The organism is Lysinibacillus sp. F12, from assembly GCF_057773605.1.
In genome coordinates this window covers 137,566-151,182 of sequence record NZ_JBYMLP010000005.1, presented here as the reverse complement: position 1 = coordinate 151,182, position 13,617 = coordinate 137,566, and the positions used below count along the sequence as shown (strand labels likewise).

The following is a 13,617-nucleotide window of genomic DNA, read 5'->3' as shown; positions in this document are numbered from 1 at the left end:
TAGCACATGGATATCAAGTATTTAATAGATTACTTTGCACAGGCATCTGTAAAGTTTACCGATGTCTTTACCAAAAGAATGGAGCCAGGAGAGGTTGATTTAGGGAGAACTACTGCACCAGAAAAATGTGGAATTATTGTGCCGCTTGCAGGAAGTGCTATCTTTAGCTTGAATGGAACGCCATATGTGATGGAGCCAGGAGTAATAGTGCATGCTGGTCCTCAAATGCCAATTGAAGTGAACGTAACAAGTCAGAAGGTTTGGGAATATGCTGTAGTTCACTATAATCTACCTATGGAGGAGACGGCATTATATCCACTGGTGGAACAACATTTTCTCATTAAAACAGGACATAATACGCAAATTATTACCCAGGTACAGCAGCTAGTAGAAAGCTATTCCTTTCCAGGTAATATGGCCGTATTTAAGTCCAAGACATTATTCATGAACTTGCTGGAACACATTCTTATAGCGGCAAAAGTGAAGGTTCTGGATAATGCCAATGAATTAATGGAGCAGGCTTTACAGTATATACATGAGCACTATGCGGAGCAGATTTCGGTATCAAATATTTCTAGTGAATTTGACATTGAACGGCGTCGTTTTGCCTATTTATTTGAGCAGCATACAGGTATGAATCCAAGCAAATATATAACAGAATACCGTATACGACGTGCGAAAGACTTACTAGAATATGGTGGAATCCCTGTAGCTGAAATTGCAGAATGTGTTGGATATGTAGATTGTTTTTATTTTAGTAGAGTATTTAAAAAGTGTACGGGTTTATCTCCCTCAGCCTATCGCAAGTTAAAAATAGAGGAAGCCAAATATGTATGAATGACTGTTTCTTATAAAAAAGGAGCAGTTTTTTTATGGCATAAATCGGCAAAAGTCCATGTCATTTTCGAAATCGTCCATTCACAATCTATTTTCACTTTGTTAGGATAGTATCCGTAAATGATAATGAGTATCAATTATATGTTGACATACATATGTAAATGATTATCATTATCAATATGAGCTTGTTAGGAGAGAATATCTATGAATAAATATTTTAAAATGTGTGCACCAGCACTTTTAGCACTATCATTAGCTGCATGTGGAACAGATAAGGCAGAGGAGTCTACTTCAACAAATAATACAACGGAGACAAGTGTAACAGAATCACAGACAGAACTAGCTAAGACACAGACAATTACGTACTTGGGTGAGAAATATGAGCTTTCAGTAGAAGTGAAAAATATTGTCGCTGCAAGTCTTGAATCTATGGAAGACGCTGCAATGCTTGGAATTAAGCCCGTAGGTGTACTTGAAGTAGGTGGCAAAGTGCCAGCATATCTAGCATCTGATTTTGAAGGTGCTACACTGGTAGGAAATAAAATGGAGCCAAATGCAGAGGCCATTCTTAATTTGGATCCAGATGTCATTGTAGGTACTTCAAAATTCCCTAAAGAAACGGCTGAAAAGTTGAACAAAATTCAAACAATGATACCTTACTCACATATTTCAACAAACTGGAAGGAAAATTTGACAGTGCTTGCACAGCTAGCTGGTAAAGAAGATGATGCTAAAAAAATCATTTCTGACTATGAGGCAAAAGTTGCTGATGCACAGGTTAAATCGAAGGAGCAATTAGCTGATAAACAAGTATTAATCATCCGTGTTCGCGGTGGTGTAATGTACATTTATCCAGCTGGTGTTTATTTAAATCCTGTTTTGTATGAGGATTTAGGTGCTCCAGTTCCAGAGGTAGTGACGACAGCTAAAGCGCAGGCAGAATTATCGCTAGAAACATTAGCTCAAGTAAATCCAGATGCAATTTTCCTTCAATTTGAGGAATCCGAAAATAAGGATACTCCTAAGGCGTTAGAGGAGCTACAAAAAAATCCAATTTTCACTAGCTTAAAGGCATCACAAAATAATGAAATTTATGTCAATACAATTGACCCGTTAGCACAAGGTGGTACGGCTTGGTCTAAGGTTAAATTCTTAGATGCAGCAGCTGAAAAATTACTTAAATAGTATACACAGGCTGGTAGTAGGTTTGGTGATATCACCAGGCTATTACCGGCCTTTTGTTCAGTAGAAGTTTGGATACTAAAATGGTATAGAAAAAGGTGTGAAAGTTGAAAAAAACAAACGTAGTGTCATTTTCAATATTAGCAGTATCTCCTCTCCTTATTGCCCTTGTGGCGCTTGTTTCTGTTATGTATGGAACAAAGGATATTAGTGTAATCACTGTGTGGCAAGCAATATCAGCATTCGATCCTTCTAATGTTGATCATCAAATTATACGGACAGGACGTATTCCTAGAATAGGCGCAGTCTTGTTAGTAGGAGCCTTTTTGGCAGTTGCGGGTGCAGTTATGCAGGGAATTACACGAAATTATTTAGCATCTCCTTCATTGATGGGTGTCAACGATGGCTCTGCATTTGTTATAACATTAGCCATTGTCTTTTTCCCAGGACTGCCTAATTATCAAATGATTTTATTGTCAATGCTAGGTTCTGCACTGGGTGCGGGCATTGTTTTTGGCTTTGGCTCGTTAATTCGGAATGGTTTATCACCAGTAAGGCTAGCCATTATTGGAACCGTTATTGGGACATTTTTAAGTAGTATAGCTACAGCGATTGCGATGTATTTTCAAGTATCACAAACAGTCAGTGCTTGGTATAACACTAAGGTACATATGGTAGATATGGATATGTTGATGCTCTCTATTCCATTTGGATTAGTTGGTTTATTATTGGCCTTACTATCCGCGAGGGCCATTACGATTACCTCGCTAGGTGAGGATATTGCAATGGGACTAGGTCAAAAAACAAAGGCAGTACGGATTATTAGTATGCTAGCTGTCGTATGCTTGACAGGGACAGCAGTTGCTCTCGTTGGGAAAATAGCCTTTGTAGGGTTAGTTATTCCGCATATTACTCGTTTTCTTGTTGGAGTAGATTATCGCTATATTATCCCTTGTGCGGCGGTTATTGGTGCCTTTTTCTTGGCGCTTTGTGATGTCCTTAGCCGCTTTGTTAATTATCCATTTGAAACGCCAATAGGAGTCTTAACAGCATTAGTTGGTGTGCCATTCTTCTTATATTTAGTTCGAAAGCACGGAGGTGAAAAACGTGCGTAAACATACCTCAAGTGTATTCTTAATGACTATGTCGACGCTTTTACTTTTGATTTTAGTTGCAAGTTATCTACATATTACAAATGGTGTTTTTGATATGTCTGTGATGGATGTCATAAAAACATTATTGCGTATTGAACCTAATCCAAAATTTGATCTTGTTATTTTTGAATTCCGCTTACCACGAATTGTCATAGCTGGGCTCGTTGGTATTGGATTAGGAATGGCGGGGGTTGTATTACAGGGTATTACGCGCAATGGGCTCGCAGATCCAGGGATATTAGGAATTAATGCTGGAGCTGGTGCCGCGGTCGTAATTTTTATGTTTTTCTTTCAATTAAAATTAGTGAGTGCAGATATGAACAGCTGGCTATCCATTTTAATGATGCCATTGTTCGGTTTTATCGGTGGAACAATTGCGGCTATATTAATTTTTACGTTTGCTTTGAAAAATGGTCATCTCGATATGCAGCGATTAATATTAACTGGGATTGCCATTAACAGTGGATTTGGCGCTTTATCATTGTTTCTATCTCTAAAAATGAGTGCGCAGGATTTTGAATCTGCAGCTATTTGGATGGCAGGTTCCATTTACAATGCGAATTGGATTTTTGCTCTTACTATGTTACCTTGGCTTGTAATTTTAGGAATTTATGTGCAAAAAAAATCGTATTTACTTGATTATTTTCAGCTGGAAGAGGATAACATCACAAGTTTAGGAATTGCTGTTGAAAAAGAGAAAATGAAGCTGTTATTAGCCAGTGTAGGACTAGTTAGCGCATGCGTATCTGTATCAGGAAGTATTGGCTTTATTGGGTTAATGGCACCACATATCGCCAAGCAGCTTGTTGGTATTCAGCACCGCTATGTCATGCCAGTAAGTGCATTAATTGGTGCAGGCTTGCTAATTCTAGCTGACTTTATCGGCAAAACGGTATTCGCACCGTCTGAGCTGGCTGTTGGAATAGTAGTATCGATTATAGGAATTCCATATTTCTTGTATTTACTAGTGAAATCTAAGGCATAGGAGGAAATGGTGTGCAAACAGCGTTTAGAATGGAAAATTTGGCTTCAGGCTATGAGCAGGTTCGAGTGTTTGAAGGGTTAAATTTAACGATTGAAGAGGGCAAGGTCACAACGATTATCGGACCGAATGGCTGTGGTAAATCAACGCTTCTCAAAACAATAGGAAGAATTTTGAAAAAGCAACAGGGCACGGTATACTTGCAGGAGCAAAATATGCAAAATCTGTCGACAAAGGATATTGCACAGAAGCTAGCAATATTATCACAAACACCCGTTGCACCGGGACAATTAAAAGTCAAGGAACTTATTGCTTATGGCAGATATCCGCACCGCAACAATGTCAATCGATTAACAAATAAGGATGAAGAAATGATTGAGTGGGCGTTAACGGTCACAAACACGGTGGAATATCGAAATCGGGAGCTAGCACAGCTTTCTGGGGGTCAGCGTCAACGTGTATGGCTCGCTATGGCATTGGCACAGGAAACAAATATTTTGTTGCTCGATGAGCCGACTACGTATTTAGATATGGCCCACCAATTGGAAGTACTTGATATCGTGAAAAATTTAAATGAACAGCATCAATGTACAATCGTCATGGTTCTTCATGATATTAACCATGCTGCTAGGTATTCAGATCATCTGATCGCCATGCGAAATGGTGTTATCATGCAAACAGGAACACCACAGGAAATCTTAAGCGCAGAGGTGATGCGTCAAGTCTTTAACATTGATGCACGTATTATGGAAGATCCAGCAACCAATACACCTGTATGCTATGGCTATGACATATTGAAGGAGGAAAACAAATGAATCCAACAGAAATAGATTACTCAACACAGCAAATGACTTCAAAATTGGCAGACTATACGTATGGGATTAACGTTTATGTACCAAATGAGGAAGCGCCAACGGAAGGCTTTCCGGTCATCTATGTATTGGATGGTTCTTCTTATTTTTCTCTTGTTAAGGAAGCAGTTCGATTGCAAAGTCGTAATGCGCCAAAAACGGGTATTTTACCATCCATTGTTGTTGGTATCGGGCATGGTGAAGATATGCGTGAACGACGTTTTTATGATTTTACGGCACCAGCAGAGACGTATATTTATCCCGCAAGATTTAAAGGTAAAGGGCATGAAAAGCTTGGTGGGGCAGTAAACTTTAGTCGATTCCTAGAAGAAGAACTAAAGCCAATGATTGAAGCCAACTATCCAGTAAATAAAGCACAGCAATCGATATTTGGTCACTCATTAGCTGGTTATTTTACGCTTTGGCAATTATTTCACCATCCAACAAGCTTTCAACATTACCTGGCTATCAGTCCTTCCATCTGGTGGAATGAGCATGAATTAGTCCCATGTGCCTCAGTATTTTTAAATGAGCATCAGGCTATGAAGGAAACATTGTTTATTAGTGCTGGTGAACTGGAAACCTTTATGGTGGATGATGCACGACAAATGGCAACAATACTTGAAAAAGTAATGAAGGTTGATTTTTATGAAGCTTTAAACGAAAATCATGCATCTGTTGTGCCTACAGTTATGAGTAGAGCCATACGTTTTGCTTTTACAAATGAATAAACAATAGCCGCATTATCTATTGGTAGTGCGGTTTTTTATTTTCAAGAAGTTTTGATTTATAAAATACTTGAAGGAAACTCATAATAAAGGAAATTTGGTAAAACGTCTGGGATTAATGGAGGCGCTGTATGCAAAAAATTAAAAATTTAATCAACCCAGTATTTATTATTTCTAGTGGAGCCATTTTATTTTTAGTAATGATTGGGGCAATAATACCGGAACAGTTTAAGAATGGTGCGAACAGCGTCTTTCATATGACGACGGATTTTTTTGGTTGGTTTTACTTAATGGCGGTCTTTATAATCGTGGTTTTTCTATTTGGCTTGGCGATTAGTAAATATGGCACTATTCGGTTAGGAGCAGAAGATGGTCGACCAGAATTTAGCTTTCTCACATGGATTTCTATGCTCTTTTCTGCAGGTCTAGGGGTTGGATTAGTCTTTTGGGGAGTAGCTGAACCAATGAGTCATTACTTTTCACCGCCCTTTAGTGACACAACACCTCTAACGACAGATGCAGCGCGACTGGCAATGGGTTATTCTTTCTTTCATTGGGGAATCAGCCAATGGTCTGTTTATGCTATATTGGGGCTTGTCATGGCTTATGTGCAATTTAACAAAAAAAGAAATATGCTCATCTCTACCGCTTTAGAGCCTGTAACGGGGACAAATCGAGTCGTGAAGGGCACAATTGATATTTTAGCGGTTATTGCTACAGTTATGGGGGTAGCTACTTCTATTGGCTTGGGCGTGCTCCAAACAAACGGAGGTTTAAGCTTTGTCTTTGGTTTACCTAATACATTTCTCATACAGGTAGCCATTATTCTTATCATGTTTATTGGCTATATGTTCTCTGCCACTACGGGCCTTCAAAGGGGAATGAAAATCCTAAGTAATGTCAATATGATGCTAGCGATTGTTTTACTGCTATTTGTCTTTATAACTGGCCCAACAGTTTTTATTATGGAAACCTTTACACTAGCAATAGGGGATTATATTTCAAACTTCATTCAATACAGCTTAAGGATGCAACCGTATATCGGGGGGACTTGGGTGAAGGATTGGACGATCTTTTATTGGGCGTGGGCGATAGCATGGTCGCCCTTTGTTGGTTCTTTTATTGCCCGTGTATCTAAAGGAAGAACGATTCGAGAATTCATTGTTGGCGTATTAATTATTCCTCCTCTTATTGCTTGTTTTTGGATTGCTGTTTTTGGAGGAACTGCCATGTGGTTCGACCTGCATAAAGAAGCTGAAATTGCGCAAACCGTTCATAACGACGTAACAGTGGCCTTGTTTCAAATGCTAGAGTATTTACCTCTTTCAATGATAGCTTCTTTTATTGGAATTTTGCTCATTTTCATTTTCTTAATTACATCAGCCGATTCAGCTACTTTCATTATGGCGAGTATGACGACAAGGGGGTCTTTAAACCCGACAGTACTATCCAAGTTAGTATGGGGTATATTGATGGCCTCTATATCAGGTGTTTTATTGTATACAGGTGGGCTGGATGCACTACAAACAGCCTCATTAATTGCCGCGTTACCGTTTACAGTCCTATTACTGTTGTTAATGATTTCTTATATTAAAATGATGAAGGAAGAGATTGTTCCTCTGAAGAAAAAAGACATTCAACGATTGAAGATAGCAAGGAAGCATCTTGAAAAAGAAGCAAAAGCCAAAGAAAAAAAATAAGGTGATAAGCTGTATTATTCTTTGATGAGTAATACAGTTTCTTTTTGTGTTATTGCTATTTGGTATTTTAATGAACGGAATTGTCTGTAATAATTGAGGGTAAAAAGAATTTTTTTAGGGGATGGGGGTTGTCGTGAGAAGATTTGTCCTTATATGTATGATGCTGTTAGTGGTAGTAGTTATACAAATATAGGTAAAATTGTAATAACAGAGAATGCCCCAGATTTTTTGCAAATAAGTGATTTTGCAGCTATTAATTGGAATGAAAAAGCAGTGAATTTGGTGATAGAGCCATTATAGGTAATGCCAATAAATCGGGTGTTATTGGTGCTAGTATGCAAAGTATGAGCCCACAAAATGGATGTGGCATCTTTGAAGAATTGAAGGAAATGGTAATACAGAGTTAACAGTTGTAGGATACTATAGAGATTCTAAAACTAACCAGTCTATTTTAGTTGGCGGATGGAGCACAGGTCTTAGCGGGCCAGCAAACGAAGCAGATGCTCATAGCCCTTTAAGCGTAAAAATTCCTAGTCCTGGAAAAGGGCTGTTTTACTGATACAAATGGAAAACACTTTGATACGTTGATTGTTGATATCCAGGAATAATAATGACCTAAACATTTTGGAAAAGTAAGAGGGAAAAATGGAGGAGAGCAATTTGATTGATTTACGATATCCCATTGGGGAGTTTCAATGTCCAAAAGAAGTGACATCACAGCAAGTAAAAGAATGGATGGGAGATATTTACCTATTACCAAAGCAGCTTAAAGAAGTATTAAGTGAAGCAAGTGAGCAGGCATTGGCAAAATCGTATCGTGAAAATGGTTGGACCGTTAGACAGCTAGTCCATCATATTGCTGATAGTCATATGAACAGCTATACCCGTTTTAAGCTAGCACTAACAGAGGATGTACCAACGATTAAGCCATACAATGAGGCTGAATGGGCAATGCTCCCAGATTCAGAAATGCCAATAGCAACTTCGCTGACATTAATTGAAAGTTTACATGAGCGTTGGGTTTATTTACTGACAAATTTAACGGATGAACAATTACAACGAGCTTATAATCATCCTGATTCGGGGTTAACAACATTGGAACAAGCAGTAGGTTTATATGCATGGCATGGCAAACATCATTTGGCACATATCCAGCATGCATTAGCATTTTAGCTACATAAAAAGTAGACGATTTAGTTAAAATCGCCTACTATAATTTAATTATTAGGTTTGAAAAGATACTTATAACTTTAAGAGTTAGCGTTATTTACTTATACAATAGTAATTCCTGCACTTGCGTTACCAGTAAGAGTAACCAGAACAGTAGCTCCTGAAGTAGTCATGGAGAACACCATTAATAAACGATCACCAGTAGTTACTGGCACTGATACGTTGGCACTACCGCTTGCAATTGCACCAGCTAATAATGCTGCTAATGGTAAAGCTGGAGTTAAATCAACAAATGCTGCAGTAGGGCTGAAAACATTGCTTCCTTGAACTGCACGGTAAATTTGTGCTCTCACTGTAGCTGTTCCTGTTAGTGTTAAAGCGGCAGTTGCTGAAATTGTTGCAGCAATAGATGTAATTGTTCCTGGACGTGGAACAGTAAAAGCTTCTGTGGCAAGAGAACTTGTTAAATCAATATTAACGCCAGCAAGAGCTACACCTGGAACAGATGTACCAAAACCAACAAGGCTTACAGTACTAACTAAACCAGTTGCAAGAGATACTAATACAACAGGAATTGTTCCTGAAGAAAATGGGATAATGGAACCTGTAGCTGCTGGTGGAGTAATACATGCCGCATCAATACCGATAAATGGTCCAAGGGCAGTACAATCACCATTGCCTTTAGAGCAACCACACATTGAGTTGTTAAAACACATTTTTACACCCCCTTTCTTCATTATTCTATTCATATGTGAAAAGGGGGGAAGGGCAAATATCTACCTCTCCTATAAATTCAATGATTTCATAAAATCAATTTTCTATTGAAACAAAAAGACATCCACTATGTGTTTTCATACATAGTGGACGTCTTATAAAGTGATAAATTTAACTCCATCTTTTAAAGAAATCAAAAAATGAATTTTTTCCCTTCTTATTTTCTTCCTCAATCGGCATATTTACAGGATCAGGTTGCTTATTTTCTTCTTCCAGGGATGGATGAACCTCATAGACTGCTTCAGAATTATACACTTCGACATACTCTTCTGTTTCGATTGAAGGAGAATGATGTGTTTCAACTGTGTCAGCTGGCTGTGCTACTGTTTCTGAAATGACTTCGTTGAGAGGCTCACTAGCTATTGCAGTAGTGTCTTCACTAACTGTCTTGCTAAGTTTCTCTGAATTAACCTGTTCAAACGATCCTTTAGTTACTTCGGAAATCTCATGGTTGTTACGTTCATTTTCCGTTGGCACAGCCTCTGTAGGATCATCTAATTTTTCGGTTCCAGTACTCGATTCATGAACAATAGTTGATAGTAAATGATCATTCTCGATGTTTTCCTCACTTAAAGTGGGCTGTACAGCAGATGGATCATAAACACTTACTGGAACTTCCTTTGCATCCGTGGCATTTTTAAAATGGAAGGTGGATTCAACTGTCGTGTTTCTGAATAAACCATTGTATATATGGCTTGGATGCGTATTAATGGATTGAAAATATTGCTGATTAAAATGCCGCTCTTCTGGTTTAGCTACCTGCTGGTCATTGTGAGGAGGTGGAGCCCCATTATTATTGACATTTTGTTGGTGGTTTATGGCTTTACCTGCCAAACTTTGTAATAGTCTATAAGATGGTTGTGCTGATGTTATCGTAGTTTTATCTGCTGTCTGTGTCATTCTAGGTTGTTGTCTAGGCAAATGAGTAGCCGAAGTTTGAGAAGGCATTTTAATGGCGGGAGAAATGGTTGTTGTATCATTTCCTTCAACAGTTAATAATTTGTTTAAAACTGCTAAAATTTCTTGATTCATTTCTTCCATGGTTTGATTCAGAGACTCAATCTGTATGGAAAGAAGCCTTATTTGATCATCATATCCTTTTATATAGGAATTTTGCTTAGTATCCAATGTCTCTGTAATCCCCTCTAAATGGGCTATCTGTGTTTTCAGTCCATCAAACCCCTGCTTCATATAAAGGAAATCTTCAATTGACGATCCCGTTTTTAATGATGATAACGATTCTCTATAGGTTTCAATTTTTTGCTTTAAATTTTCAATTTCTTGAGTGGTATACAATTTTGACTCCTCCATTGTAGTTCACCCCTTTCATTCCATTATTAGTTTATTAAAAATATTGACTTTCTGTTACAAATATACCTGTTCCTTCAACATTTTAGTTCTTATTATAAAGAAAGAACTGTAAGACAAAATGATTGTCGCTGATTTTTATAAATATCCAATGTAACTATTTATTAGCCCATGCACTTATAGCTGAAAAACATATGCTACAAACGAAAGATAAAAAACTTATGGAGGTGTCAAAAGGATGCAAGAACATATGCCATCCCAGGCGCAGGAACTGATTTGTATAAATGTTGATAAGGTATATGACTGGATTGTAAAGGAAATGTCATTTGATATTTCACCAACTGGAGCAATTACATTCCCAGGCGTAACAGCAGCTACTGACTTAACAGGTGCTATTGTTACATGTCGAGTAATTCCAGCAGCTACAAATCCAATTGTGATCCTAAACCGTGAGAATCGCCAATTCTCTATCGATGGATCAACTGTTTGTCTACAACATTTAAATATTCAAAAGAATTTCATTCTTACGATCGTTGTTACATTACCAAATGGAACAATGTTCACAAGCGCAGAGATTCCTGTTTCACGCTGTGAGCAAGTGACATTATGTGCACCTAAGGGTACAGATGTAGAAATTCTATATACAGATTTAGATTGCTTCGTTTGTACAACTGGTACACTTACAGCTGCAGCAGGTGCAATTACGTTTTCTGCGTTAACAATTACTGTTGCTGTTTGCCAAAGCATTCAATCAACATTCCCAGTTACTGTGGAATTTTTAGCAACTTTCTGCGAACCAAGAGCAGATTTACCATTCACATGTCCAACTGCGGTTCGTCCACAACAATGCCCAGTTATTTTCCCAACTGTTGGTTAGTAGTGCTAACAAATAGAGGAAAGTCATATCATGAAGAGAGGGTTATCCTCTCTTTTTTTTTATGAATCATAGTAAGGGGGCATTAAGTGATAACACGAATAGAAGACAAGATACAAGCGGTGAAAGAACAGACAAACATGTATGTTCAAGAAATAAAAAAGCTGGTAGAAGAGCTAGCAGTTCAAAATAAGATTAGTCTAATCAGTTATTTTACATCCTCGTTCAATATATCCTATGACTCTGAGCAAGAAAGTCTTTGTTTAGGCTCCTACCATATTCGTAATATTGGTCAAACACCCGTCACAAATCCATATCTATGTATTAAATTACCGAAAGATTCTCCGTTTTATTTCTCGGGAAGGTATGTTCACGAAAATTACACACCTACTTTAAAGACACAGGGGCAAAGTAATTGGGAACGTTTTAATGACAAGTCTAGTAAAGAGGAATATTGGCTTAGACCAGTAGGGAAGTCCACCATCGAACCAAATGAAACGATTTCATTTACCAATTTTCAAATTAAATGGTCCCATAATTTATCGTATTCTGGCACTATTATGGGTTTTACATATTGTGATCAGCTAACAGATGGTGTGGTTGTGTTAAACCCAATTAATCTCAATGGAATTAGTCAAACGCAGGAGGGAAACAGTGGTGGATCATGAAAAACAAGAGCTTAGTAGCGTAATCCAACAATTGCTGAAGGACCAGCTTAACCGCCGTAATGTACAAGATAATAGCTTTGCCTTTCTTGAAAAAGATACATTGCAACAATTAATTGGCTATCTTGTCTCTGGGGAAAAAAATAATATCTTTGAACAACATGAACATTCGAAGCTACAAACAAAGTGGTTAAAACAACTAGATGAGGTGTTAGATGACAGTAAAGCACAGTTTGAAGAAGTCATTGAAATTCTAAAAAGTTTTTCAGGCTAGGAGGTGCAAGGATGGACAACGATATTGTCAAAAACAATGATCCTCTACAGCTCCAACAAATGATAATTTTTTTAAGGGCCGAATTAGCCAAATATAAAAATGAAGTGAAAAGGCTAAGGGATAGTGATTATTATGCATTAGTGCTACGGCTTGAACGGGAAAATATACAATTAACAAGACTCAGAAAAGATCTCTCGATGGAGCTATTAAAGTTGAAGAGAGATTTTGATAAGGAATTGGAAGCATATGATGAAGAGATACAAAAACGAGAGTTACAAAGGAAAAAACAAATTACTTCGATAGAGTCCTTATTAAAAGAGCTAAATGAGTTGCGAGCAGAAAATAAGTTATTAAAGGACAGCGTTAACGTATCTAATGAAGATAAAAACTATAGGTCAATGATTGAAGGGCTTGATAAAAGATTACATGACTTTACCATCGTTACAGGTGGACAAATGGAACGTATCGTAGAGACAATAGAACAATCCTATAGAGACAAAGTAGAGACGGACAGCCTATGTCAACAATTAGTCAAAGAATTAGAGACGAAAAATCAAGAAATCGAAAAACTAACGAATGAGATAAAAGGCTATAAAAATCAAACTGATGACAGTAGAGTAAAAATGAATGGATCTATTAATCTAGACGAGCAGATCGATTATAGATTACGAATGCTTGATGAACTCGATCAAAAATTGAACGAGCTTGCATTCGAAATAAATAGAGAATAGATGGGATAAAACACTGTTTCTAGGGGGTAAGCATACCCCTTTTGAAACAGTCCCCAATTAATTAACTACTGCTAAATTACTTTGTTTCACGATGTAAAGTAGTTCGTTTTAAGCGAGGGGAATACTTTTTAAGCTCCAATCTCTCTGGATTATTACGTTTATTTTTCGTCGTGATATAGTTTTTATCACCAGTTTCTGTGCAGGCTAGAGTTATTTGTACGCGCATAATTATGCCTCCTTTTAAATAGTAATGATTACGATTTAAACAATATATTTTAGGTTGTAAATTGTCAAGTTTAATTTCGTATATAATAAAAAGCTTTGCATTTTATAAAATTATATGTTTTAATTACAAATTGTAAATAGTAATGATTACGATTTAAGGAG

15 protein-coding genes are annotated in these 13,617 nt (G+C 37.4%); 12 read left to right on the top strand and 3 right to left on the bottom strand.

The window, feature by feature from the left end; genetic code table 11:
• Positions 1-6 precede the first annotated feature (6 nt).
• From AC3CH7_RS19985 to AC3CH7_RS19950, 8 genes are all read left to right on the top strand, one after another.
• Positions 7-837 (top strand): helix-turn-helix domain-containing protein, encoded by an 831-nt coding sequence (locus AC3CH7_RS19985; RefSeq protein ID WP_012295922.1) that lies wholly within the window; start codon positions 7-9, stop codon positions 835-837.
• Between the two features lie 204 nt (positions 838-1,041).
• A complete protein-coding gene (locus AC3CH7_RS19980; protein WP_281486846.1) occupies positions 1,042-2,022 on the top strand; it encodes an ABC transporter substrate-binding protein in 981 nt (326 codons plus the stop codon).
• Positions 2,023-2,126: 104 nt separating this feature from the next.
• The gene (locus tag AC3CH7_RS19975) at positions 2,127-3,134 is read left to right on the top strand and encodes a FecCD family ABC transporter permease (RefSeq protein ID WP_036162397.1); all 1,008 of its coding nucleotides are present in this window, start codon (positions 2,127-2,129) and stop codon (positions 3,132-3,134) included.
• 28 nt (positions 3,135-3,162) lie between these two features.
• A complete protein-coding gene (locus AC3CH7_RS19970; RefSeq protein ID WP_488381859.1) occupies positions 3,163-4,158 on the top strand; it encodes a FecCD family ABC transporter permease in 996 nt (331 codons plus the stop codon).
• 29 nt (positions 4,159-4,187) lie between these two features.
• On the top strand, positions 4,188-4,970 hold the full coding sequence (locus tag AC3CH7_RS19965) for an ABC transporter ATP-binding protein (protein WP_200991391.1): 783 nt from the start codon (positions 4,188-4,190) through the stop codon (positions 4,968-4,970).
• Positions 4,967-5,737 (top strand): alpha/beta hydrolase, encoded by a 771-nt coding sequence (locus AC3CH7_RS19960; protein WP_036164871.1) that lies wholly within the window; start codon positions 4,967-4,969, stop codon positions 5,735-5,737. The genes AC3CH7_RS19965 and AC3CH7_RS19960 overlap by 4 nt, the downstream gene beginning before the upstream one ends.
• Positions 5,738-5,865: 128 nt before the next feature.
• Positions 5,866-7,434 carry a BCCT family transporter gene (locus AC3CH7_RS19955; protein WP_099805374.1) on the top strand — a complete coding sequence of 523 codons (1,569 nt, stop codon included), beginning with the start codon at positions 5,866-5,868 and terminating at the stop codon, positions 7,432-7,434.
• Between the two features lie 645 nt (positions 7,435-8,079).
• On the top strand, positions 8,080-8,607 hold the full coding sequence (locus AC3CH7_RS19950) for a YfiT family bacillithiol transferase (RefSeq protein ID WP_012295914.1): 528 nt from the start codon (positions 8,080-8,082) through the stop codon (positions 8,605-8,607).
• Between the two features lie 98 nt (positions 8,608-8,705).
• On the opposite strand, the gene AC3CH7_RS19945 is transcribed toward AC3CH7_RS19950, so the two are convergent.
• Together AC3CH7_RS19945 and AC3CH7_RS19940 are read right to left on the bottom strand one after the other, a co-directional pair.
• Positions 8,706-9,320, bottom strand: coding sequence for an exosporium glycoprotein BclB-related protein (locus tag AC3CH7_RS19945; protein ID WP_031416594.1), 615 nt, complete (start codon positions 9,318-9,320; stop codon positions 8,706-8,708).
• Between the two features lie 169 nt (positions 9,321-9,489).
• Complete coding sequence (locus AC3CH7_RS19940) at positions 9,490-10,674, bottom strand: hypothetical protein (RefSeq protein ID WP_488381844.1); 1,185 nt, start codon at positions 10,672-10,674, stop codon at positions 9,490-9,492.
• Positions 10,675-10,924: 250 nt separating this feature from the next.
• On the opposite strand from AC3CH7_RS19940, the gene AC3CH7_RS19935 reads away from it, so the two are divergent.
• From AC3CH7_RS19935 to AC3CH7_RS19920, 4 genes are all read left to right on the top strand, one after another.
• Complete coding sequence (locus AC3CH7_RS19935; protein WP_012295911.1) at positions 10,925-11,563, top strand: BMQ_0737 family morphogenetic spore coat protein; 639 nt, start codon at positions 10,925-10,927, stop codon at positions 11,561-11,563.
• Positions 11,564-11,649: 86 nt separating this feature from the next.
• Positions 11,650-12,228 (top strand): hypothetical protein, encoded by a 579-nt coding sequence (locus AC3CH7_RS19930; RefSeq protein ID WP_036217671.1) that lies wholly within the window; start codon positions 11,650-11,652, stop codon positions 12,226-12,228.
• The gene (locus AC3CH7_RS19925; protein ID WP_230584499.1) at positions 12,218-12,499 is read left to right on the top strand and encodes a hypothetical protein; all 282 of its coding nucleotides are present in this window, start codon (positions 12,218-12,220) and stop codon (positions 12,497-12,499) included. Before AC3CH7_RS19930 ends, AC3CH7_RS19925 begins: the two co-directional genes overlap by 11 nt.
• 11 nt (positions 12,500-12,510) lie before the next feature.
• Complete coding sequence (locus tag AC3CH7_RS19920) at positions 12,511-13,230, top strand: hypothetical protein (protein ID WP_447402598.1); 720 nt, start codon at positions 12,511-12,513, stop codon at positions 13,228-13,230.
• Between the two features lie 76 nt (positions 13,231-13,306).
• Here AC3CH7_RS19920 and rpmG read toward each other — a convergent pair whose 3' ends face one another.
• Complete coding sequence (gene rpmG / locus AC3CH7_RS19915; protein ID WP_012295907.1) at positions 13,307-13,456, bottom strand: 50S ribosomal protein L33; 150 nt, start codon at positions 13,454-13,456, stop codon at positions 13,307-13,309.
• Positions 13,457-13,617 lie beyond the last annotated feature (161 nt).

Coding starts and splice junctions, on each gene's coding strand:
- AC3CH7_RS19950 (WP_012295914.1), top strand. CDS start 8,080: ATGGAGGAGAGCAATTTGATTGATTTACGATATCCCATTGGGGAGTTT.
- AC3CH7_RS19960 (WP_036164871.1), top strand. CDS start 4,967: ATGAATCCAACAGAAATAGATTACTCAACACAGCAAATGACTTCAAAA.
- AC3CH7_RS19965 (WP_200991391.1), top strand. CDS start 4,188: ATGGAAAATTTGGCTTCAGGCTATGAGCAGGTTCGAGTGTTTGAAGGG.
- AC3CH7_RS19970 (WP_488381859.1), top strand. CDS start 3,163: ATGTCGACGCTTTTACTTTTGATTTTAGTTGCAAGTTATCTACATATT.
- AC3CH7_RS19945 (WP_031416594.1), bottom strand. CDS start 9,320: ATGTGTTTTAACAACTCAATGTGTGGTTGCTCTAAAGGCAATGGTGAT.
- AC3CH7_RS19935 (WP_012295911.1), top strand. CDS start 10,925: ATGCAAGAACATATGCCATCCCAGGCGCAGGAACTGATTTGTATAAAT.
- rpmG (WP_012295907.1), bottom strand. CDS start 13,456: ATGCGCGTACAAATAACTCTAGCCTGCACAGAAACTGGTGATAAAAAC.
- AC3CH7_RS19980 (WP_281486846.1), top strand. CDS start 1,042: ATGAATAAATATTTTAAAATGTGTGCACCAGCACTTTTAGCACTATCA.
- AC3CH7_RS19985 (WP_012295922.1), top strand. CDS start 7: ATGGATATCAAGTATTTAATAGATTACTTTGCACAGGCATCTGTAAAG.
- AC3CH7_RS19920 (WP_447402598.1), top strand. CDS start 12,511: ATGGACAACGATATTGTCAAAAACAATGATCCTCTACAGCTCCAACAA.
- AC3CH7_RS19955 (WP_099805374.1), top strand. CDS start 5,866: ATGCAAAAAATTAAAAATTTAATCAACCCAGTATTTATTATTTCTAGT.